The sequence below is a fragment of the Algibacter amylolyticus genome, assembly GCF_014202225.1.
Classification (GTDB): Bacteria; Bacteroidota; Bacteroidia; order Flavobacteriales; family Flavobacteriaceae; genus Algibacter_B; species Algibacter_B amylolyticus.
In genome coordinates, this window is the sequence record NZ_JACHGE010000004.1 from 296715 (window position 1) to 321339 (window position 24625).

The window sequence follows — 24625 nt, forward strand, 5'->3', positions numbered from 1 at the left end:
ACAACTATATTTAGGCTTGATTCCACATTTTTTGAACTGTGCTTAAGTCTTTTTTCATAGCATCGAAAACAACCTTTTTATCAACACTAATTTTATCCTGTCCCTTTTCTGCTCCTCCTAAATCATATTCTAAATGTAAAGAAACTGGAGGTTTTAATTTATACTTTTTTAATATTTTAAAGTAGGTATCGAAATCGACCATGCCTTCACCTATTGGCACATTAACGATTTTCCATTGCCCTTTAACCAAACCCCATTTAAAATCTTTTAAAACAATTACTTTTATATAATCTTGTAAAAGGTTTAGTCCGTTTACCCAAGAATTCCCACCTTCTACAACGGCATGTCTAATATCGTACTGTGTACCAAAAAACGTTGTATTGGCTAATTCTAAAATCGCTTTTACCTCCCAAAAAGAAGCACCAACTTTTACACCTGCATGGTTTTGGTAACAACCAACAATATTATGCTGTGCATTTAGCTCGCTCAAAGCTTTTACTTGTTTTTTATAAAAGTTAATAGAGGCTTCTAAGGTTTCACCTTCCAAATACTTAAACCAATTTGTACGATAAAAATTGATACCACATTTTGCAGCTGTTTTTATAACATCTACGTCTAGTGGGTTATTAACATTCTCAACACTGGTGGTTATCATATTACATTGCGAACCTCCCACTTTTATATCTGCTATAGCCTTTGGCAAATCTACTTTTACATGTTCTGGCAACACATGCCCCTTTGGTCTTACGGTTAAATCTACTCCAGAAAAACCCATTGATGCGGACATTTCACCCGTAGTTTTATAATCTAAAAACTGAAGATGTTTTGAAAAAATATTAACAGACAAATCGTTATTACCAGAATCGTTAACCCATTGTAAAGCACTATTAGAAAACCCTAACATAGGAATTGCTCCTATGGCTAAGGCTGATTTTTTTACAAAGTCTCGTCTGTTTTTAGATACCATAGTTTTATTTTAATAAACTAAAAAAAGCCTTTTATTTTAAAAAAAGGCTTTTTAATCAAACTATTTTGTTGGTTACTCTACTATTATTTTTGTTGTTAAGCTTCCATCATTAGCATTTACCTTTAAAAGGTATATACCACGACCTAAATTTGAAATATCTAATCGGCTATTAATTAGGTTACTTTTTGAAATAACTTTTTGTCCAACAAGACTAAACATTTCTACTGATTCAACTTTTACATCGTTAGCATCTATTTGAATGTAATCTTGCGCTGGGTTAGGATAGATGTTTAATTTACTTGCTAAAATATTTTGAGAGACACTTAATGTAGCATCAGAAATATTTAATTCATTTGAATAATTAAAAGCCTTATCAACCGCATATATTTTATAATATGTACCAGCTGAATATGTATCTGTGAATGAAGGCGTTTCTCCAATATAAACAACAGTACCTGTAATACTTCCTGTTCCATTTGTTGTGGCACTACCTACTTGATAGATACCATTTTGATTAGGATCATTGTCTGCAGATGGCATTTCAGAATATTTAAAAACTACATATCCTCCTCCATCTACTCCACCTACTGGCGCCGACCAAGCAATGTTGCCTGACGCATCGTAAGAACCCCCTGTAGGATCACTAGGCGCCATATCATCATAACCTCCAGCATATACAACAAAATCATCTACTCTTACGGCAGAATGAAATCCAGTAGCATCTGAAGCCGTTGATATTCTGGCTACAGCCCAATTAGAAGCATTAAACGCTGCTCCAAGTGTTTTTGTACCATAAGTTTTTGTCCACGTATTACTTGCCCAAGGCGTAACATCAGTCTTGTTTGTTGTACTTCCAGATGATGTATTATTTAAATAAACCCCTGGATCTAAATCAGTTCCTGGATCGAATTCACTTTTATAAAAAAACTGAATGGTATACTCTGTTTCTGGCGTAAATGCAGGAGAAGTAGGAGAAGGAGATTGTAATCTTACGTTAGTTTTACCTTCTGCCACAGCCCATTCTGCCGAAAAGGTACCAGTTCTTGCTAATGCCGCATCGTCATCCATAGTTCTTACAGATGAGTTACCTGTTGATGATACAGTCCAAGTCTCTTGAGCAGTACCCGCCTGTGAACTACCAGCAGAACTCATTGTTGCATCCGCTGTTTGCGCTTCCATACCTCCATCTACCTCAGGAAATTCACCAATAATTTGCATACTAGGGTTTTGGCTCCATCCATAAGTTAGACATAAACAGCATAGTAAAAGACTATAAAGTGTTTTACTTGTTAGTCCTTCTAAAAGTAGTTTTGTTTTCATAATGTAATATTTAGTTATTGTTTTAGTTTTCTGTGGTAGAAATCTCATTTTTTGGTTTTCCAAAGTGGTTAACCAATTTTGAGTTTTCCAAATATATTATAAAATTTACGAATTCACCCAAATTTTAACATAAAAATTGACTACAAGAAATATTAACCTCAGCTTTTATCACAATTGTTTAAAGCTCTCTTTTAATAACACCAACTGCTCAATCTCATGATGTTATGAATAAAAAATTTTATTAAACTATTTAAAAAACAAAGTGAAAATGGTGTTTTATATGAATTTAGAAATGTATTTAATTAACTGAAAATTTTATAGCATAATTAGAGCTAAAGACCATAAGACATCTGTTTTTTTTGTTAACTTGAAAAATTTTATACCGCATATGCATCATTTGTTTTAGTATTTGCGATGAAAAGATTATTACCAAAGCTATCTTTTAATTAATATAGCACTAAATTCATTGTCAAATAAACAACTGTTGTTAAAACCATAAATTATTAATACTCTCAATAAAATACTCCTTGCTTTATTAACATGTTTCTCACTTCAAGCCAATGCCCAATTAGGTTTTTGCGGAGGGAATTCTGGCGAACCCATTTTTACTGAGGATTTTGGATCGGGAACCACTAACACAACGCTACCACCAGGAACTACGTCCTATACCTTTGCAAGCACACAACCTAACGATGGTTTCTATACAGTTTCTAACAGAACAAATTGGTTTGGATGGCACGATATACCAGATCACACACCCGGAGATACCGACGGCCGTAGTTTAATAATTAACGCAGATTTTACCACAGGCGAATTTTATAGAAGGGCTATAAGTGGTCTCTGCGAGAATACATCTTACGAATTTTCTTCTTGGATAATTAACCTTCTACCTAACAATCATCCTTCTTGTGGCGCTGGAATTCCTATAAATGTTAAATTCGAAATTTGGGACAATACCGACACTAATTTACTAGCCTCGGGAGATACTGGAAATATAAATAGTACCTCTAGTCCTAATTGGCAACAGTACGCTTTAGTATTTAAAACATTGCCTAAACAAACATCTGTAATTTTAAAAATGCTAAATAATGGTGTTGGAGGTTGCGGTAACGATTTAGCATTAGATGATATTGTATTTAAATCCTGCGGAGATAATATTACGGTTACCGATACTCAGAACAAATCCGAAGTTTATCATTGTGCTGGAAGCCCTTCATCTTCAAAAACGTTAACTGCAAATCCAGATTTCACCATTTTTTCAAGCCATTTTTACCAATGGCAAGAAAGTACAGACAATATAACATGGACGGATATGATTGGAGAAAACAATCCAACTTTTACAACACCACCGTTAAATACCACTATTTTTTACAGAGTAAAAGTTGCAGAAGATGCTATTAACATATCGAATTCCTTTTGCAATGCGTTGTCTGATACTTTTGAGTTTAAGGTTGTCGAAATTCCTAGTGCTCCAACAAGCCATGGAGATCTTTCGTTATGCGAAGGTTCTACAACACCTATTTCTGCTTCAACACCTTCTGGAACGACAGTAAACTGGTATGATGCCGCCACTGGAGGCAATTTACTATTACCAAATAGTTCAAGCTATTCACCTCAAACATCTGGAACGTATTATGCCGAAGCAGAAACCATAAATGGTGGTTGTGTTTCAGCATCTAGAACGCCTATTGTTATTAATTTCCTTGAAACCCCTTTAGTGGAAGACGAATTCTTGTCCTTTTGCGAAAACACCACCATTACATTGCAGGCAAACTCCAACATACCAACGTCTACCTATTTATGGAGTAATGGCGACACCACAGAAGAAATAACTGTTTCTAGCCCTGGAATTTACACCGTTGCTGTATCCAATTTTAATTGTACAGTAACAAAAACTATTAATGTCACTCAAATTGAGAATCCTGTTATACATTCAATTACATCAGATGGTAGAGATATTGTTGTTACAACCAGCAATGAAGGTGATTTTTTATACTCACTTAACGGCAATATATACCAACCCAATAATACATTTATAAATATTGAAGGTGGCCAATATACCATTTATGTTAAACAACGTTTTTGCGATACCATAATAACCAAACCACACTTACATTTTTATATTCCTAAATTTTTTACGCCAAATAACGATGGTGTAAATGATGAATTTGATTTAAAGGGAATCGAGTTTTATTCTTCATCGCATGTTTCAATTTTTAACCGCTATGGAAAACTTGTAAAAAGTGCAAGTAACACCAAATTTTCTTGGAATGGTAGCGCTAATAATATAAATATGCCTTCAGATGATTATTGGTACATTATTATTATTGACAATCAAAAATTCTCAGGACACTTCACTTTAAAAAGATAATTAAGCCAACTTAATAATAAATTAAATTAAGCACTGCTCAAATAGCCCTATCATACTGCAAAATGCAACAATTGTTTTAAGATTAGTTGATTTTGTTTTACTCTTCTAGACGGCTTAAAACTACTTTTATTCAAAATAATTTTATAACCAACTTGACTTAAAAACGAGTTGAAAAATTAATTAATTATGACCAATACATTATATAAACTAATTTTTACATTAATGGCATTTGCCTTGTTTTTTAACTGTAATAATGCACCAAAAAAAACAGATTCAAAGCCGCCAATTTCTCTTAAAGAATCGTTTAAAAACGATTTTTATATAGGTACTGCGCTTAGTCGTTCTCAAATCAATCAAAGCAACTCCAAAACAACAGCACTTCTTGAAAAAGAATTTAATGCCATAACACCAGAAAACGATATGAAGTGGGAACAAATTCACCCACAAAAAGACACGTTCTTTTTTGATGTAGCCGATAAATATGTTGCCTTAGGAGAAAAACACAATATGCATATTATAGGCCACACCCTAGTTTGGCACAGCCAATTAGCTCCTTGGATGCAAGAGGTAAAAGACAGTCTTACCATGGCACAATACATTGAAACGCATATAAATACAATTGTAAAAAGATATAAAGGTAAAATACATACTTGGGATGTAGTAAACGAAGCTTTAAATGAAGATGGTAGTTTTAGAACATCTAATTTTTACGAGGTTATGGGCGAGGATTTTATAGCTCTTGCTTTTAAATTGGCCGCTAAAGCCGATCCTGACGCTAAGTTAGTTTACAATGATTACAACCTTTGGAAACCAGAAAAAAGAGCTGGTGTAGTAAAACTTGTTAAAAACTTGCAAGCACAAGGTATTAAAATTGATGGTGTTGGTATGCAAGCCCATTGGAGTTTAGAAGGTCCAACTCTAGAGGATATAGAAAACAGTATTTTGGCATATGCAGCATTAGGAGTTAAGGTAAGTTTTACCGAGCTAGATGTTACGGTATTGCCAAACCCATGGGATTTAGATGGTGCTGCAGTCGAGCAAAGTTATGCTCAATTTGAAGGCGACCCTAAAATGAATCCTTACCCTGTTGCACTTACAGATGCGGCACAAATGCAATTAGCTAAGCGTTATGAGGATATTTTTAAACTATTCTTAAAACACAAAGATAAAATTGAAAGAGTCACTTTTTGGGGTGTTAATGATGGACAAACCTGGTTAAATAATTGGCCTATAAACGGAAGAACGAATCACCCCTTATTATTTGATAGAAATTTTGAACCTAAAAAAGCTTACCACACTGTATTAGCTTTAAAAAACAAATAAATATGAGTGCTAATACACAAATACTATCAGTAAAAGAAAAGGTTGGATATGCTTTAGGCGATCTCGCTGCCAATTTAGTATTTCAAACCTTGGTTACCTACTTAGCTTTTTTCTATACTGATATTTACGGTCTTGAGGCTAACCACGCATCGGCAATTATATTAACTGTAGGGCTGGTTGCTGCATTTGGATTTAATCCAATTATTGGCGCCATTGCAGATAGAACAAACTCCAAATGGGGAAAATTTAGACCATGGATTTTATGGACAGCCGTTCCGCTCGGTGTTGTTGCTTTATTAGCCTTTAGCACCCCAGATTTTAGTTACAAAGGAAAAGTTATTTACGCCGTTGTTACTTACACCTTATTACTTTTACTTTATGCGGCAAACAACTTGCCATACTCGGCTTTAAGTGGTGTAATAACTGGCGATATGGGAGAGCGAAACAGCATATCTGCTTATCGCTTTGTAGCCGTAATGTTTGCACAATTTTTTGTACAAGTATTTATGCTACCCATTATCGAATCTGCTGGAGGAGGCGATAAAGCCGTTGGAATTGAAATAGTCATGACTTGGCTTGCCATTATAGGTACCATCATGTTGCTAATCACCTTTGTTAGCACACGAGAACGTATTGTCCCTAAGCCAGAACAAAAATCGAGTATTAAAGAGGATTTATCAGACTTATTTAAGAATAAACCTTGGGTAATAACCTTAACAGTTACCACCTTAGTTTTTATCACACTAGCTATGAAAGGCGGTTCTTATGTTTACTATTTTAAAAACTATGTAGACGCCGATAGACTAACGCGTTTTATAAGTCCGCTATTAGATTTCCTATCTAGCATTGGCATAAATTTCTTTGGAGAAGATCCCGTATCTGCAGGATTTGGATTATTTAACGCTGGTGGTATTATTTTCATGATGTTTGGTATTGGTTTATCTAAAAAATTAGCCGATAAATACGGAAAAAGAGATGTTTTTATGACCTTTTTATTTATTTCAACCTTGTTTATTATCTTCTTTTATTTCTTCTCATCAACATCTGTAGAACTCATGTTTGCATCGCAAATTTTACATGGATTTTTCTATGGTATCACCATCCCATTACTTTGGGCTATGATTGCCGATGTAGCAGATTACTCCGAGTGGAAAACTAACCATAGAGCAACAGCCATTATTTTCTCTGCAATGATGGTAGGTTTAAAAGGAGGCTTAAGTATTGGGTCTGCACTTTTAGCTTCTATTTTAGCTAGTTATGGCTATGATGCCAACCTTACAGAACAAACAGCAGTTACTATTACAGGAACTAAATTACTTGTAAGTATATATCCAGCAATTCCATTTTTAATAGCCGTAGGCTTGCTTTTTTTCTATGAAATTAATAAAAAAATGGAAGTGCAAATTGAAGCTGAATTAAAAGAACGAAGACAGAATTAAAACTAACAAAATATAACATTATGCCTGAAGAAAGTATCGAAAATATAAATTTTAATGACCTAAATAAGCGCGCTATTTCTCAACCCTTAGTAACTAACATTTACACAGCAGACCCGTCGGCACACGTGTTTAATGGAAAAATATACATTTACCCTTCTCATGATGTCGATGCAGGAGAAGCTTTTGATGATTTAGGAAGCCATTTCGCTATGGAAGACTATCATGTAATCTCTATGGATTCTATTGAAAGTGAAGCCGTCGATCACGGTGTGGCTTTACATGTTAATGATGTGCCTTGGGCTAAAGAACAAATGTGGGCACCCGATGCCAATGAAAAAGACGGCACGTATTATTTATTTTTTCCTGCAAAAGCACACGATGGTATTTTTAGAATAGGAGTAGCTACAAGCAACTCTCCAACAGGACCTTTTAAAGCACAACCAGAAGCTATTAAAGGTAGTTTTTCTATCGATCCTGCTGTTTTTAAAAATGAAGACGGTAGCTATTACATGTATTTTGGTGGTCTTTGGGGTGGACAATTACAACGCTGGAGAACTGGTGAGTTTAATGCAGAACAAACTGAAAGTCCAACAGCATTTCTTCCTAAAGATAATGAACCAGCTTTACTACCTTATGTTGCTAAAATGACAGACGATTTGTTAGAATTTGCTGAAAAACCAAAACCTATTGAAATCTTAGATGACAATGGAAATTTATTATTAGCTGGAGATAACGAACGACGTTTTTTCGAGGCCGCTTGGTTACATAAATACAACGGTAAATATTATTTTTCATATTCTACTGGCGATACGCATTTTATTTGCTACGCTATTGGCGATAGCCCTTATGGACCATTTACTTATGGCGGACGCATATTGAATCCAGTAGTAGGTTGGACTTCACACCACTCTATTTGCGAAGTAGATAATAAATGGTACTTGTTTTATCACGATTCGAGTTTATCTAAAGGTGTTACACACCTACGTTCAGTTAAGGTGGCAGAAATAAAATATAGAGCAGATGGCACAATAATAACCTTAAATCCTTACAAGGATTAAAAGACCTATTCGTTGGGGGAAACAGTTACAATGATACGTTTATATCGAGTTAGCGCAGGACTACCTTTATCGGTTACTTTTAGTATAACATGTAATGTTTCCTTTTTATCAACTTTTGGCGCAGTCGTGTGGGCATGATAGACATTTTCTGGAATAAACCCGACCTCTTTTTTATAAGAACTTGCTTCTGGGTAATGAAACCATAAAAAACTTAAATTATCACCATCAGGATCATGAGATTGTCGCGCATCTAAAGAAATACTTTCACCCGATTTTACATGTAATTCTGATGGATGACTCAACACTGGAATAGGTGGATGATTTGCTTCTTCGTATGATTGTGTACACCAATCCATACGTGCAGCAAAATCATTCTGAAAATCATTTCTCCAGCGCCAGAGCGTAGCCTTATTATCATTAAACGACAAGCTGTCTTTTTTAAACACTCTACCAAATTCCTTAAAAACATAAGGCTTGTAATTATCAGTAGCATCCGTCCAAATAGGTCGTGTTTCTGGTGCTAATTCTAGAACAGACCCACCTTTTTTAGTTTTGCCAAAATCCGGCTTATACAATTCGTAGCGTCCGCCCCAAGCACCCCATTCTGGGTGTTCTGATACATTTAGACCATTTGGTATTAATGATAAAAACGCAGGTGTATCGCCTTCTACTCCCCAAGCCGTATCTGGATAAACAGCACCTAAAGGCCCATGGTTTTGTTGAATATGTTCTGTTATCCAAGTATTACTTATAGTGGTATTATCATTCCCTTTAATTACACTATTAATAGCTATCCATGTTGCCGACCCATAATCGTCACCTGGACTTACGATATAAAATAAATCTGGAAAATTATTTCTAATCCAAATCCCAGAATCATCTTGATCTGAGATGGTATATACTCGTAATTTTTTAATTAAACGACTGGCTTCCTTTTTAGATTTTGTAGCCTCAATTTTAAATAAGGCCTGTGCTAAAGTATTAACACCACCCCAAACGGAAATCCATAATGGCCTGTCATCATCTTCTTCAAGTATTTTTATAATCCAATCGGAACCTTCGGAATCATTACCTTTTCCAACACCCTTCATACCATATACAGGTAACCCATCTTTTATAAGACTTTTTAGATGTGAAGCTTCAGGATAACCAGACTCATGTTTTAATAAGTTTGGTTGCACCTTGCCATAAGCATCTATAATTTTTTCTATGGATTGCGGGTTTATTTGGGACTGCATCCAACAAGAAGTTGTAGCCACCATGCCCTTAATATCTATTTGGTTAGAATATAAAAATAAGCGCACAAAAGATTGTGTATCGTCCGGATCTGCTTCAATATCCGATAAAATAACAACTCTGTTTTTATCGACCGTTTGTGCAAAACCAATGGTGCTAAATACCATTAAACCAATTACGATTAAAGATTGAAGTGTTTTCATAACGATATATTATTTTTTAAATTGAAACGGACTTACAGGCAAATCATCATTTGAAAATAAATTTGCTTTAGCAGGATTATCTGCCCATGCGTAGCGTACTACTTTTGGATTTTTTATTTCTGAATGCCATACAACAACAGCATCGCCTTTAATTAAAGCTGAAGCTTTTACAAAATGAATACCATCATTTGATATTTCGAAATAATGCAATGTGGTACCACCTTTAACCTTTAAACCAGAGTCGGCATATTTAAATTCTATTTCAACTTTATCCTTTTTAAACTTTGCTTTTTCAGGAACAGGACACAATGAAACTTTTGATTCGCCATAACTCAGTCTAAAAGCCTCTTGAGACAATCGCTTACCAACATCTTTTTTGTTTAAAGGATGAATATCGTTCCATTCTCCAATGTCTGTTATAACTGCCATTCCTGTGTTGGGAACCGAGAGTGTACTAAGTTGTGCTTGCCTTAACAAAGCCCAATTACTCTCCGTTGGCGCATCGGTTTCTTTTAAAAAATTCGCTAACTGCACATAAATAAATGGAAAGTCTCCAATTTGCCATTTATCTCGCCAATTCACAATAAGAGCTGGAAATGTGGACGCGTATGTATTAGGGTCATAAGTGTTCGATTCTCCTTGATACCATATAGCACCTCTAATTTTATAATTTAATAATGGTGCTATCATTTTGTTATAAAGTCCGCCCGCCTTCCAACGAATAAAAGTTTGACTTTTTAACGGTTCCATTGTAGTTCCTAGTTTGTATTTCCAAGTCCCTTTAAGATCGATTGTATCCTTTTTTACAGCTAAGAAATATGGCTTATCTAGAAAAAAACCGCCTCTACCCTGCTCATTTATAACTTTTATAGCTATGGTGTTTTTACCTGGTTTTAAAATGCCCACAGGTAGTTTATACTTTCTGGGAGGGTATTGATAGCCCGTTGTACCAACAAAAGTTCCATTTACGTAAACATGGTCTTGATCTACAATTCTTCCTAACCACAAACTCGCTTCGCTTTCGGTCATTTCTTTAGAAACATTTACTGTTTTTCTAAACCATACCACACCGTTAACCTTACCTAATTCTTCATCTGCCCAATAGCCCGGTATTTCCATATGCTCCCAACGTTCATCATTAGTACTTTCTAAATACCACTCAGAACCTATCTTTCCGCCTTTATCCTTTTCTTGAAGTTCATTATACCAGTTTTGTTGTCTGTTTTTATCACTTTTAGCAATTTTAGCAACATAGGCGCTATCTTTAAATTGTTGCAGCTCCGCATTAGCCCCAGTAAATTTTTTAAGAGCATCCTCACTCATCCAAGATTCAACAGGCGAGCCACCTAAGGCCGCGTTTATTAATCCAATAGGTACTTTATACTTAGCATACAATTCTTTTGCAAAGAAATAAGCGACGCCAGAAAACTCCGCTATATTTTGCGTGTTCGCCTCTTTCCATGTTCCAGAATCTAAATCGCTATGCTCGGTGTTAAAATCGTATTGATCGGGCACTAAAAATTGTCTAATATTGGGATTATTAGCTTCGGCAAGTTCTTTTGGATACTTATCCTTTAAACGCTGCATAGGAAGTTCCATATTAGACTGCCCAGAGCATAACCATACATCGCCAAACATTATATTATTAAGGGTAATTTTATTGGTTCCTGTAAATACCATTTGATATGGTCCACCAAATTTTTGAGCCGGTAAAAGTAGTTGCCAATTGCCTTTAGCATCAGTTATAGGGTTATATTCCTTGTTATCAAAACTTAAAACAACAGTTTCATGAGGTGCTGCCCAACCCCAAATTTTAAGTTCGGTATCTCGTTGTAAAATAGCGCCATCACTAATAAGTTTTGGTAGTTTAATTTGCCCAAAACAGGTTGAAATGCCTAAGACAAAAATTAAAATAAGAACAGTTTTATTATAGCTCATGGTTCTACTTTTTTAATGCTTTTATAAACTAATCCCAATGCGGACGAATACCGGGCGCAAACGGAAACTTTAAAGATTTATAATACTCTAAAGATTTTTCTGGTTTCACTATATCCTTTGGAAATGGTTGCTTTGAAAAGGTTTGAAAATAGAGTAATGATGCATCTTTCCACCATTTAGCTTCTTTTAATTGAATGTTTAATAACATATCAACTTCTTTATATTCAGCCTCAGAAACATAAGGCTTTACAGCATTCCAAGTTGCTATCATTTGCGAAACTTGATTCACGCCTTCTTGATATTTTAATGCCAATCCATTCCATAAAGACTCTCCGTTTTTCAGCTTATAATCCCATGGCACATGATGAAACCATAACAGATAGTCTTCCGGACAGGTTTCAACAGTATTAAAAACATGAGCGACCTCGTTAGCATATTGTTCTACAGCATTACTTCCTGTTGAAGATCTATTAAATCCAATACCGTTTTCATCTGCCTTATGATAATAGGTTGGGTTCCATTCTGGGCGACTTAAATTACTCACCCAAGGTCCTGGACCATAATGGTGGTTTGTATCGAATAGATGATGTAAGCCTAAAGGATTCATATAATTAACAACCGCTTCTCTAGAGTTTAGCATCATGTTTTTAACAGGTTCAATAAATTTTGAATTGTTACAATAGGTTGCTCTTAACCACTCGTCTGCAATGGTTTCTGAACTTAAATGCGGATTCCAAGCTAACCTACCAAACCCATACCAATTGGCTTGTGCAAACGGATGCCCTGTCCAATTAATATCGTTTCCAATATTAGAAACACCCGCTATTCCGGTTAGTTTTGGTTTTGTTATAGAACCATCTATAACCTTCGCTACTGTGGTGCCTTTGCCTTGTGCATAGGTATCTGCTTTTAAAACTTCCTCAAAAAGTTTAGGAAGAAATACTAAATGTGTGCTAAAGCCTAAATATTCTTGTGTAATTTGAAATTCCATCATCAAATTAGTATTAGGCATAGCGCCAAACATAGGATGAAAAGGTTCTCTTGGTTGAAAATCTATGGGTCCATTTTTAGATTGTACCAAAACATTATCCATAAACTTACCATCAAAAGGTACAAACTCGCTATACGCTTGTTTTGCTCTATCGGTAACATCATGTTCCGAATACACAAAAGACCTCCAAATTACAACACCATTATGCGGCTGTAAAGCTTTGGCCAGCATATTTGCACCGTCTACATGCGTTCTGTTGTAATTTTGTGGACCAGGTTGACCTTCGGAATTTGCTTTAACTAAAAACCCACCAAAATCTGGAATGGCTTTATAGATGTTGCTTGCCATTGTGTTCCACCAATTTTGTACCTCGCTGTTAAGCGGATCTGCGGTATCTAAACCACCAATTTCTATAGGCGCAGAAAAACGTGCTGTTAGATATACTTTAATACCATATGGCCTAAAAACATTGGCTAATGCTGCTACTTTTTCTAAATACATGGGCGTAAGAATTAAAGCCGATGCATTTACATTATTTAAAACCGTACCATTTATACCAATTGAGGCATTGGCTCGCGCATAATCTATATATCGCTGGTCTATAAAATCTGGAAGTTTTTGCCAATTCCATAGAGAAAAGCCCGCGTAACCTCGCTCTACAGTCCTGTCTAAATTATCCCAATGGTTTAGCATTCTTAAATCTAATTTAGGCGAATCAATAATATGAATAGTGCTTAAATCGGTTTCCATTTGAAGTAATCTTAAAAATCTAAAAACACCGTATAAAATTCCAACATCTTGGTTGGCTGAAATAACAATTATCTGTTTGCCCTTAAACTGTATAGATTTTATAATAAAGCCTTCGTCGCCTATTGACTTATAATTGGTTTCCAGTGTATTCTGAATGTCTTGATGCAAGTTATTCTTTGTCGCAATAATTAAGGTATTCGATTTACTAATGGCATCTGAAAACAGAACATCTACTCCCAACATGCCTTTTAATCCCCTTTTTAATTCTTCTCTTGAAACGTTTAAAACATCGGATTCATTCTGAAAGTAAACCGAAGTAGATACCTTTTGGTATTCTTTTATAATAGAGCTGTTCGGTTTCTGAGAATAATTAAGCCAAAGATTATATCCATTAGGCACTTGAGCTGAAATAGTACCAACCGATAATAAAAAAATAAATATTCCTAATTTTATATGTTTCATTTTAATACGTTTTAATAACGCTAATACCTTGTGCCTCTAACATTCATCTTTAGGGTGTAAATAGAATTCAATGCGGTTATAAAAAGTATATTTTGCTCTTTGCCTCCAAAAGTAACATTGGCCGTCCAGTTCTGGGGCACCTCTATTTTTTCAATTTGTTTGCCTTCGGGACTAAAAACTGTTACGCCATTACCGGTAAGATAAACATTGCCCAAATGATCGATAGTCATACCATCTGAACCCAAGTTTGCAAACAATTTTTTATCTATTAAATCTCCAGAATTGGTTATGGTATAGGCATAGGTTTTATTCCCCGCTTGATCTGCAACGTACAAAGTTTTACCATTGGGTGTACCTATAATACCGTTGGGTTGCAAGTAGCCTTCGTGCACTACAACTTTTACTTTACTGGCATTTGGTGCCAAGTAATACACCCGTTTTTCTTCTTGAGGTGGCGATTTATGTGCCCACCAAGTTCTTTTATAATAAGGGTCGGTAAAATAAACACCTCCTTTAGCATCTACCCAAATGTCATTGGGTCCATTAAACTTAATAGTATTGAAATCTCCGGCTAGAACCGTTACTTTTTTATTAGAATCTATACGCCATAGTTCGTTTTTCTCATCGGCTGCAGCCAGCAAATTACCATCATTATCAAAATACAAACCGTTTGCACGACCTGCAGGTTTCATATATTCTGAAACTGAGTTATCTAAGGCATTCCATTTTAATATACTATTATTTGGCTGGTCGGTAAAATATACATTTCCCGATTTATCGGCTGCAGGACCTTCTGTAAACTCGAAAGCATTGGAAACCAACATAAGTTTCGCACCTTCGGCTACTAGATTTTGCTTTTTCCCGTCGCTACTTTTACAAGAAAGATTAAGTATAGCAAGCCACAGCACACCAATAACACTAATACGATATTTTATTATGTGTATTTTTAGTTTAGCCATCATTTTTATAAACTTTTAAGGTTTTAATCATTAATAATTATTTATCACAATTGATAAAAATACCAACTATTAACAGTAACCTTAATCTATTTTAAAATTAATTATCCTGTCTATTGGCCACCCAATATATGCCACCAAAAATGTGGTTTAAAAAATTTTTATCCTTAAACGATTCTGGTTTATGCCCCAAAGCTGTATAAAACGATTTTCCGCCTTCATAATATTGATACCAGGAAATAGGATGTTTATCTCCCATGCCTTTTAGAGGGATATCATCATATCCTGCAGTAAAATCATAGGATGTTTCATCAACAGTTAAAACTACGTTTAATTTATCTAAATCGAAATTACTAAAGTTATACCATTCATCACTTCTAAGCCATTTATTGGGCAAATGCCATGTTGCTGGAAAATCGGTATTTTCAACCTTTACAATGGCAGCCTGTAATTTTGGATGATTCACAAATTTTGCGCCCACAAGTCCATCAAACCAAGCGTTATTATTTTCACCATCGGCTGTTCCATGTATACCCACAAAACCTCCGCCTCGTTTTATAAATGCTTTTAAAGCAGTGATATGCTTTGTCTTTAAAGAATCGGCATTGGCGTTCATAAATATCACAACATCATGTTTTGGTAGTTGCTTTAATAAATCGTTAGGCCTTTGTGTCCAATTAAACTTAAATTGGTGTTCTTCGGCCATATCCTGGAAAGCTTGAATAGCCACTGGAATGGTGTTGTAATGCCAATCATCATGTTGGGTAAACAATAAAACACTAAACTGGTCTTGAGCATTTGCTTTACTCATGGTAATAAGAAATATGGTTAGTAAAAAACACTTTATGCTAAACGATTTCATAGGTATTTGGCTTATTTTAATAATGTATAATAAATATATTCCCAAGCTAAACCCACACTAAACAATGGCGGAAAGCTATAATCTTCAACTTCAGATAAGATATACTCAACCCCAGATATTTCTTGATGCTTAAATAGCTCTTTAAAATCTATTTTACCACTTTCGCCCAATTCTTTATAGTCTTTAACATGCCAGCTTATAAAACGGTTAGGGTAGGTTTTAAAATAATGGACCGGATTAACACCAGCCACATGCATCCAATACACATCCGATTGAAAATAGACATATTCCGGGTTTGTGTTTTGCAAAAAGTAATCGTAAACTCTTATGCCTTCAACCTTTAAAAACTCATCGGCATGGTTATGAAAAATAAATTTTAAGCCATTGTCTTTACAAAGCTTTCCTATTTGGTTATAATAATTGCAAAACTCTTGAAGCTCTTTAATAGTTGTAATGCTTTTTATTTTACTATTTGAAGTAGAAAGATATTCCACACCCGCTTTTTTATGGTCTTGAATAGCCTTATTCCACCAAGAGTTAATTGCGACTTCGTCATTTTTATCTTCTGGATCAAAAAACGTCATTGAACCCAAAAACTGCATACCAGCTTTTTCTACTATAGCCTTAAACGCACTAGGACTATAGCTATAAAAACCACCATCTTTATAAACAAAAGTTTCAACATAACTATAGCCCATTCTGCCTAATTGAATTAAGGTTTTTTCTGGATTTTTAAGCATATCATCGTGCACCGAAACCAATTGGATGCCTATGTTTTTATCTTTGGGATTTTGTTTAATATATCTTGTTTGCCATAACTGCTTTTCATTATTATCGAGACCTTCTAGAGTAACATCGGTGTAACTATTAAAGTTAAAATTAACCTTCATGGTTTTATTTCCATTAAGGTCTTTATCCTGCATGGTCCATTTATGTTCTGAATAAAATTTGCCTTTACCTGTAAAAAAAGCACCTTCGGCATTATGGCCGGAAGCAAAAACGGTATCGGTAACACGATCGTAACCAATAATTTCCTGAAGTATTGGTACATATGCATTCGCGCTATCTTTCTGAAGAACAGTTACATTAAGCGAATTATTATTAAAATTACTTATGCTACTCATTTTTACATCTGGATGCATAGCAACACTATCGGTACTAGGATTAATAGCGCTTACCCATTGCCCCGCATATTGCATTAATCTGTCTTTTTGAGACGACATGTTATATTCCTTTTGGGCCACACTTATTATGGGTAGTAAAAAAACGAGTCCTATAAGTATTACACTTCTTGTTTTCATTATAGTTCTTCTTTTAAACCTTCTAAAAATCCAAAATACGCCGGCTTTGGTTCTAATTTTTCATTGTATATGGTTGGCCAATCTTTTAAATTAAAAAAGCCGTTTATCCATGTATCTCTATCGTTAAACTCCCAAAATGTTATTCCAAATTGCTGTGCTTTAGGAACAATGTTACGGTACATTGAAACAAGATTTTTGTACTTTTCTGCTTGGGCGGTTTTCATTTCATCTGTGATTTCATCAAAGATTTGTACGCCTCCAAGTCTTGTATCGTTATGTTTATTAAAAATAATATCGACTTCCGATAAGTGAATTTGCAAACCTGTATCAGCAGCCTTTTTTAAGGCATATGCAATTGTTTCATCAGGTATATCCATGCGAATGTGCATTTGAAACCCAATACCATGAATAGGCACACCTTTTTCTTTTAAATCCTTTACAAGCTTTAATGTGGCATTAAGTTTTAATGTGTCTCTTTCAATATTAAAATCGTTGTAAAATAAAACGGCATTGGGGTCGGCAGCATGTGCATAAGTAAATGCCTTAGCAATATAATCTTCTCCCAAAACGTTGTACCAAACAGTCTCTCTCATAGCTCCGCCAGCAGACTCAAAAGCCTCGTTAACAACATCCCAACCTGCCACTTTACCCTTATAACGACCTGCATAAGTGGATATATAATCTTTCATAAACCCCTCTAACCATAAGCTATCTTTACCGGCTTTTTCTTCTACCCATTTAGGTGTAGAACTGTGCCAAATTAAATTATGGCCAAATAACCTCTGATTATTGGTTTGAGCATAATCAACAATTTTATCGACTCTACTCCAGTTGTAGTTACCGTCTTCTAAAAGGATTCTATTCATTTTCATATCACTTGTAGATGTGATGCTATTAAAATTAGACTTTTGCAACTCTTGAAGTTCTAAATCGGAAGTTAAAGATCCTATTTTAATAGCGGTACCTATTGGAAATTCTGCATGGTCTTTTAGGCCTTTATCTTGTATGGTTTTATTTTTATTACATGCATGCATTACCAACATTACTAAGGTTAAAACTGAAATTTTTAATACGTTATTGAAGGACATTCTTTAATTGTTTTTTTGTTATTGAAGTGGATATTTAAACTATAACTTACCTAAAAATTGATTTTATAATAAAGAAAAGCCCTAAAATATTTAACAACTTAGGGCTTTCTTTCAAAAAAATTTTAAGGATGTTTTTATTATTGTAAACCTTCTAAAAACCCTGTATAAGCTGGCTTTTTATTATAGTTTTCATCGAACATAAGTGGCCAATCTGGAACACCCCAGAAATCTAACAACCAAGATTCATTATCTCTAACACCCCATGTAGTTAATGCAAATTTATTATCTAATGGAATAGCGTTATAAATTTGAACAACTTCTTTAAACTTATCTTTCTGAGCATTTGCTCTAGTTGTAGAAAGTGAGGATACATTCGGATCTTCTTCTGGGTTTGCTCTAATATCTAATTCGGCAAAATGTAATTTTAAATTTCTAGATACAGTACCATCTGCCACAGCTTGAATATTGGCTGCAGAAGGTCCGTTGTACGAAATATGCATTTGCGCTCCTACACCATCAATTAAATCTCCCAAGCCATCAACTAAGTTAAACATCGCTTCACGCTTTGTTGGACTAGAAGCCATGTTGTAATCGTTATAAAAAAGGATAACATCTGGATCCGCATTTCTTGCAAATTGAAAACATTTTTTAACGTAATCGTCACCCATTTTTTGTCTAAAAACTGAGTTTCTTAACGGGTGTCCCGAGCCATCTTCTAAAGCTTCGTTAACAACATCCCAAGAGCGTACTTTTCCTTTATAGTGTTCTAAAGTTGTGGTAATGTAATCTTCAACCATAGTTTCAAATTCAGCATCGGTTCCAGCAAAATTCTCCACCCAACTAGGCGTTGCATTATGCCAAATTAAGGCATGACCATGAACATCCATGTCATTAGCTTGCGCGAAATCAACAATAACGTCGCCTGCACTAAAATCGTAGTTACCTTCAGATGGATACATAACTTCCATTTTCATTTGGTATTCCGAAGTTAAATTATTGAACTCCGCCTTTAAAGTTTCAGTGTGTTTACCACCGGCATTTATGTAAGAATCTCGAGTTATCATACCTACAGAAAATGTTGTAGCAGCATCCTTTAAACTTGTTGCATTTGTACTACCACAAACCGCATTAGGGCAAATACCATTCTCGTCTACAATAATATCTTTACTCATGGTGTTTGTTATACCATCGCTAGATACGGTAAGACTAATAGTATATCTTCCTGCTGCGTCGTATCTTACTTCTTTAACGCTTGTACCATTAGCAATGGCCGTAGTACCATTTCCGTAATCCCACATTCCTGTATATGGAAGATAATAGGACGTTGTATTTGTTAAAAGAAGCACGAAAGGGTCTGATGGTGATATAGTATGTTCGAACGAAGCCCTAATAGCATCAGGCAGTTCTGTTGGGCCTGATGTTGGTGAATCGTCTGATGAATTAGAACAGCTAAAAGCCATTATTAATGCAAGCAAACAAATTAAATTTCTAAATGTGTTTTTCATAGTTATTTTCTTTTAGTTTTTTACAACTTTTATAGCGTCTATTAAAAATGTTCCTTTTGTTTTTCCCATGTCGAGAGCTAAAGTCATGGAAGCCGAATTAGCATTAAATTCCCATGAGTATTTAGTCCAGTCTGCTGTAGCCGTATAATTTCCAGCATACTGCTCGCCACCTAAACCTGGGTTAGTTGAAAAGCGAATTTCTACAGGGTCTCCTTTTATCCAAACTGAAGCCGTATAACTTGCACCATCTTCAACATCAAAAGCATCACTTACAAATTGGGTTTCCCATTCGTTACCATCAACACCATTATTAACTTTAAGCGCTCGAGATCCACTTAAAACATCTACAGTTTCTTGAGTCATTCTATCTGTACCATTATTTTGGTTCCAATTAGCAAAATCATCACCTTCACCATTTTCTAAATCGCCGTTTAAAAGCGCACTATCATTGGACGGTAACGGTAAAGCTGTTTCGCCTGCCACAACCTCTACGGCATCAATTATAAATGTTCCTTTTGTTTTTCCCATATCTAGTGCTAATAAAGTTGTAGCCGAATTAGCAGTAAACGTCCATGTATACTGAGTCCAATCTGCAGTTGGTGTGTAACTACCTGCATATTGATCTCCGCCAACGCCTGGGTTAGTAGAAAAACGTATTGAAACGGCCGATCCTTTAATCCAAACAGAGGCTGTATATTTTTCGCCATCAACGGTAGGAAATGCATCAGAAACTAATTGCGTTTCCCACTCGTTTCCATCCACTTCGTTATTAACTTTTATGGCTCTAGACCCTACAAGTGGATCGTTGCGCTCTTCAGTCATTCTGTCGGCTCCATTATTTTTACTCCAATTAGTAAAGTCGTTACCTTCGCCTTCTCCAAAATACCCATTACCTAATAAATTCTCAGGATTAATTAAGTATCTAATATCTGCTGGTGGAGGTAAGGTTACCGTAATATTTTGACTGGTTTTCATGTTTGTTAACGAACTCACCATAGTTAAGGTTACCGTTTTATCACCAGAGGAACTATACTCGTAAGTTACAGGACCATCTTGGTCGATTACCTTAGGACCGCCAACTTCAAATTCCCAAAAGTTATAAAACTCTCCTTTGTTTGGTGTGGTGTTTTCGAATGTAAAAAGTCCAGACTCTCCTTCTGGAGCCGTTACTGTAAATTGTGGTTGTGTTAGTTCTATAACCGCTTCGTCATCAGAACATGACCAAAACGCCAGACTTAAACATAAAAAACTTAAAATTTTAGTTGTTTTCATAATAGTTTTAATTAGTTTATTTTAGTTACCGATATGTTTTCAACTTGAAAAAAACAACTTGAATTGTTTTAAAATCGAATCCATATTTTAGATACTCAAATGTATTCTTTAGCCATCTTTTTGAGTATAATAAATGTAGCGATGACTAATAAAATTGTTGCTTTTTTACAATAAAACGGGCGTTTCACCTCACTTTTACAACATCTAATGAATCGTTATTTTTAGCAATTAAAATATACGTTTCATTATTAACCTTTATAGGTTGCATATCCTTAGCGTCGCCTTTAACAAAAAAACCAGATTTATAAGCAGGCAATACCTTAAATTCGCCTTGTCCATTACCTTTTAAAAACAAACCATGGCTGGCATCGTTTCTTGGTGTTTCCACTTCAGAGCTATAAAGGTTACCTATAATTAAGGCATCTAGATTTGAGTCCTTATCAAAATCGTTTACCACAATTTGATTGATGCTCGATACTTGTGCCTCAATAGGTAGTTGATGTGTAATAAACTTGCCGTTTTTATTTTCTAAATAGATACTCGCAAAAGATTTTACTTGATAGTGTAATGCTTTTTCAAGTGATTCTTCCGAGTACACATCCACTAAAGTTGCTTCGGCAAAACTTTCATAATTCTTAAACTTTTGTTTTATAGCAGGTATTTGTTGCGAAGAGCATCCGCGTCCACGAACAGGGTATTGTTTACCTTCTTCGTAATAACTTAATACAATATCTTCTTTATTGTTTTTATCAAAATCGTTTACAAAAATATCGAAAGTAGCATCGGGTGTTGCTTTGTATTTATAGTTTAAGCCATTGTTCCCAACGATATAATCCATATCGCCATCATTATCAAAATCGCCTTCTTGAATGCTCCACCACCAACCTGTGGTATCTTTGGTAAGTCCCATATCTTCTGAAACTTCTCTAAATTCGGTTTTCATATTCTGAAACACACGAATAGGCATCCACTCGCCAACAATAATAATATCTAACCACGAATCGTTGTTAAAATCTGTAATTATTGCACTTGTTGCCATTCCTAAATTCTCAAATGCTTTTGGTTGCATTTTAGAAAAAACATCAAACTGTGCGTTACCATTATTACTAGTATTTTTTAATAAAACTGAAGAAACCGGCGATGGATAATGTTTTGGCATTTGACGCCCCAATACTAGCAGATCGTCTTTACCATCTTTATCGAAATCTGCTTGGTACGCTTTAGACCCACTTATAGGAAAATTTGGTAAGGCATTTGAAGCTTTTACAAAATCGCCTTTACCCTTGTTAATGTAAAGTCTGTCTTGTAGTTGTTTTGCATTTGGTTCAAACTCATAACCACCACTAACAATATACAAATCGTTATCGCCATCATTATCGGCATCGAAAATAAGCGCGCCAACATCTTCACTTTGTTTATCATCTTCTAAAACCTTTAGCACTTTTTCTTCAAAACCAGTTTTAGTCTGAAAAAATAATTTACCAGAATAACCAGAAGCACCTCCAACAAAATAATCATCCAATCCATCGTTATTTAAATCGCCCACAGCAAGAGCAGGCCCAAAGGTGGACATTTTATGTGGTAGCAGCACTTGGTCTATAAAATCGTCATAACTATTTTCTTGATGTATATATTCAGGAAAAATGCCATTAGTGGTTAAAAACAAGGTTTTGTTTTCTAGAGTTTCAGAAGATGCTTTAATAGCATATTCTTCATTTAAAACAAGTGTTTGATTAACCGCAACATTGTTTAGTTTTTGAATTTTACCATTAGTCCAAACCACTTTTAACTCGTCGATAGTTTCAGTTTTATTTAAACCGAAATGCAACTCTGGTGCAACCGATGATTGAAACCCACGTGTTAAGGTTAACTCTTGCATTTGGGTTATACCGCCAGACTTAAGATAGACACGATTACCAATACCGTTGGTGTTTTTTGATTTACTGTTAAATTTTATAGTGATATAATTGTTGCTTGCAGCACTGGTATTTTCGAACACAGAAGCATAATCATCAATATTATTGGTAATAATTTCTAAATCGCCATCATTATCCAAATCGGCATAAGTAACCCCATTTGAAAACCCTTTAAATTCTATACCCCACGCTTTATTAACATGCTCAAACTGAAGGTTACCTTTATTGTGATACATGAAATTATCAATTCTTTCTGAAGGAATTTCAAGACTTTTTTTAAGCAAATCTGTGGTTTCTAGCTTACCACCTTCTAAACTATTAAAGTAATCGTTATTATTAATTTCGCGTCTCGTACCGTTAGAAATATATAAATCCTTTAACCCATCATTATCGAAATCGGCGAATAGCGGTCCCCAACTCCAATCTGTAGATGATGTTCCTGTAATGCGAGATACATTGGAAAAATGAGGCATGCCATTTGTAAAAACACCCGAATTTAATTGCATACAATTATGCATGTATTGGTAATGAAATCCTGCATTGACGGTATTCCAGAACAATTCCGGATTCATACTTGCCATATTTGCTTTTTGCCTTCTATGGTTTTCTGCATCCATGTCTACTTGAAAAATATCCAAATTTCCATCGTTATTAAAATCTGAAATATCTGCGCCCATACCATAAAATGCCGTATGATTAGTGGCCTGTTTTACAACCTCTTTAAATGTACCATCTTGATTATTTAGGTACATAAAATCTGGCGAACTAAAATCGTTAGACACATAAATGTCTGGCCAAGAATCATTGTTTAAATCTCCTATGGTAGCACTTAATGACAAGCCGTAGGTTCTTACGCCAGCTTCATTGGTAACATCTGTAAAGTGACCGCCATCATTTCGGTATAAATGGTCGGTTTCATTATCCTTTACATTTCTCATGTTTTGAACATAAACAAAAACAGGAGAATTAAATTTTGTTGGTGGATAATTGGCTACATAAAGGTCTAAATCACCATCTTTATCATAGTCAAAAAACGTGGCTTGTACGCTGTGTCCAACATCATCCAATCCATATTCTTTAGCTTTTTCGGTAAACGTACCATCTTGATTATTTATGAATAGTTGGTTATGCCTTGGCTCATATTTGCCGCTTACCGAACAATAAATATCTAGAAAACCATCACCGTTAACATCGGCCATAGTAACACCTGTATACCAATTACCGTTACCGCTTACACCCGCTTGCTGTGTAATGTCTTCGAATTTTAAATTGCCTTTATTTAAGTATAATTTATTTGATACCTGGTTGCCTGTAAAATATAAATCTATAAGTCCGTCGTTATTAATATCACCTGCCGAAACACCACCACCCATGTACAAATACGTGTAGGTAAAATAGTTTAAAGAATCGTTTTCTGTTAGTGTATTTTTAAAATTTATACCAGAGCGTTCTAGCTCTAGGGTTTTAAATATTTTGGCTTCAATTTTTTTAGCTGTATTCTGTTCTTTATTGCAGCTAAAAAGACACCCTAAAAGAATGATAAAAAACCATCTGTTATTTAAAAAATTTGTACTCATGATGTCATATTATTTTCCATTAATATAGTTACATTATAGCTAATAGCTCCTTTATTTTTAGCCAAAGCACAAAAAGCAACACATATAAAA

The 24625-nt window shown here is 35.0% G+C and carries 16 protein-coding genes; 4 read left to right on the forward strand and 12 right to left on the reverse strand.

Going from position 1 to position 24625, the window contains the following annotated elements; genetic code table 11:
* Positions 1-10 precede the first annotated feature (10 nt).
* Together HNQ90_RS10865 and HNQ90_RS10870 are read right to left on the reverse strand one after the other, a co-directional pair.
* Entirely contained in the window at positions 11-967 is a 957-nt protein-coding gene (locus HNQ90_RS10865) for a sugar phosphate isomerase/epimerase family protein (protein ID WP_144115822.1), read from the reverse strand.
* A 72-nt stretch (positions 968-1039) separates the two neighbouring features.
* Complete coding sequence (locus tag HNQ90_RS10870) at positions 1040-2287, reverse strand: T9SS type A sorting domain-containing protein (protein WP_172625834.1); 1248 nt, start codon at positions 2285-2287, stop codon at positions 1040-1042.
* A 1048-nt stretch (positions 2288-3335) separates the two neighbouring features.
* Between HNQ90_RS10870 and HNQ90_RS10875 the strand changes: the two genes are divergently transcribed.
* The 4 genes from HNQ90_RS10875 (at position 3336) to HNQ90_RS10890 (ending at position 8478) form a co-directional block, all read left to right on the forward strand.
* A complete protein-coding gene (locus tag HNQ90_RS10875; protein ID WP_144115824.1) occupies positions 3336-4658 on the forward strand; it encodes a T9SS type B sorting domain-containing protein in 1323 nt (440 codons plus the stop codon).
* A gap of 186 nt (positions 4659-4844) precedes the next feature.
* Positions 4845-5981 carry an endo-1,4-beta-xylanase gene (locus HNQ90_RS10880; RefSeq protein ID WP_241678337.1) on the forward strand — a complete coding sequence of 379 codons (1137 nt, stop codon included), beginning with the start codon at positions 4845-4847 and terminating at the stop codon, positions 5979-5981.
* Between the two features lie 2 nt (positions 5982-5983).
* Positions 5984-7420: an MFS transporter gene (locus HNQ90_RS10885; RefSeq protein WP_144115825.1), complete on the forward strand. Its 1437-nt coding sequence runs from the start codon at positions 5984-5986 to the stop codon at positions 7418-7420.
* A gap of 20 nt (positions 7421-7440) precedes the next feature.
* Complete coding sequence (locus tag HNQ90_RS10890; RefSeq protein WP_144115826.1) at positions 7441-8478, forward strand: glycoside hydrolase family 43 protein; 1038 nt, start codon at positions 7441-7443, stop codon at positions 8476-8478.
* A gap of 5 nt (positions 8479-8483) precedes the next feature.
* On the opposite strand, the gene HNQ90_RS10895 is transcribed toward HNQ90_RS10890, so the two are convergent.
* The 10 genes from HNQ90_RS10895 to HNQ90_RS10940 form a co-directional block, all read right to left on the reverse strand.
* Entirely contained in the window at positions 8484-9917 is a 1434-nt protein-coding gene (locus tag HNQ90_RS10895) for a DUF1593 domain-containing protein (RefSeq protein WP_144115827.1), read from the reverse strand.
* Between the two features lie 9 nt (positions 9918-9926).
* A complete protein-coding gene (locus HNQ90_RS10900) occupies positions 9927-11855 on the reverse strand; it encodes a sialate O-acetylesterase (RefSeq protein ID WP_144115828.1) in 1929 nt (642 codons plus the stop codon).
* A 28-nt stretch (positions 11856-11883) separates the two neighbouring features.
* Complete coding sequence (locus tag HNQ90_RS10905; RefSeq protein WP_144115829.1) at positions 11884-14058, reverse strand: alpha-glucuronidase family glycosyl hydrolase; 2175 nt, start codon at positions 14056-14058, stop codon at positions 11884-11886.
* A 20-nt stretch (positions 14059-14078) separates the two neighbouring features.
* Positions 14079-15020 carry an SMP-30/gluconolactonase/LRE family protein gene (locus tag HNQ90_RS10910; RefSeq protein WP_144115830.1) on the reverse strand — a complete coding sequence of 314 codons (942 nt, stop codon included), beginning with the start codon at positions 15018-15020 and terminating at the stop codon, positions 14079-14081.
* 94 nt (positions 15021-15114) lie between these two features.
* Complete coding sequence (locus tag HNQ90_RS10915) at positions 15115-15825, reverse strand: ThuA domain-containing protein (RefSeq protein ID WP_241678338.1); 711 nt, start codon at positions 15823-15825, stop codon at positions 15115-15117.
* Between the two features lie 62 nt (positions 15826-15887).
* Positions 15888-17177, reverse strand: coding sequence for a sugar phosphate isomerase/epimerase family protein (locus HNQ90_RS10920; RefSeq protein ID WP_144115832.1), 1290 nt, complete (start codon positions 17175-17177; stop codon positions 15888-15890).
* A complete protein-coding gene (locus tag HNQ90_RS10925; protein WP_144115833.1) occupies positions 17177-18265 on the reverse strand; it encodes an endo-1,4-beta-xylanase in 1089 nt (362 codons plus the stop codon). Before HNQ90_RS10925 ends, HNQ90_RS10920 begins: the two co-directional genes overlap by 1 nt.
* A gap of 137 nt (positions 18266-18402) precedes the next feature.
* Positions 18403-19770, reverse strand: a complete 1368-nt coding sequence (locus HNQ90_RS10930; RefSeq protein ID WP_144115834.1) for an endo-1,4-beta-xylanase — start codon at positions 19768-19770, stop codon at positions 18403-18405.
* Positions 19771-19782: 12 nt separating this feature from the next.
* Positions 19783-21042, reverse strand: a complete 1260-nt coding sequence (locus HNQ90_RS10935; RefSeq protein ID WP_144115835.1) for a carbohydrate binding domain-containing protein — start codon at positions 21040-21042, stop codon at positions 19783-19785.
* 184 nt (positions 21043-21226) lie between these two features.
* On the reverse strand, positions 21227-24535 hold the full coding sequence (locus HNQ90_RS10940; RefSeq protein WP_144115836.1) for a VCBS repeat-containing protein: 3309 nt from the start codon (positions 24533-24535) through the stop codon (positions 21227-21229).
* Positions 24536-24625 lie beyond the last annotated feature (90 nt).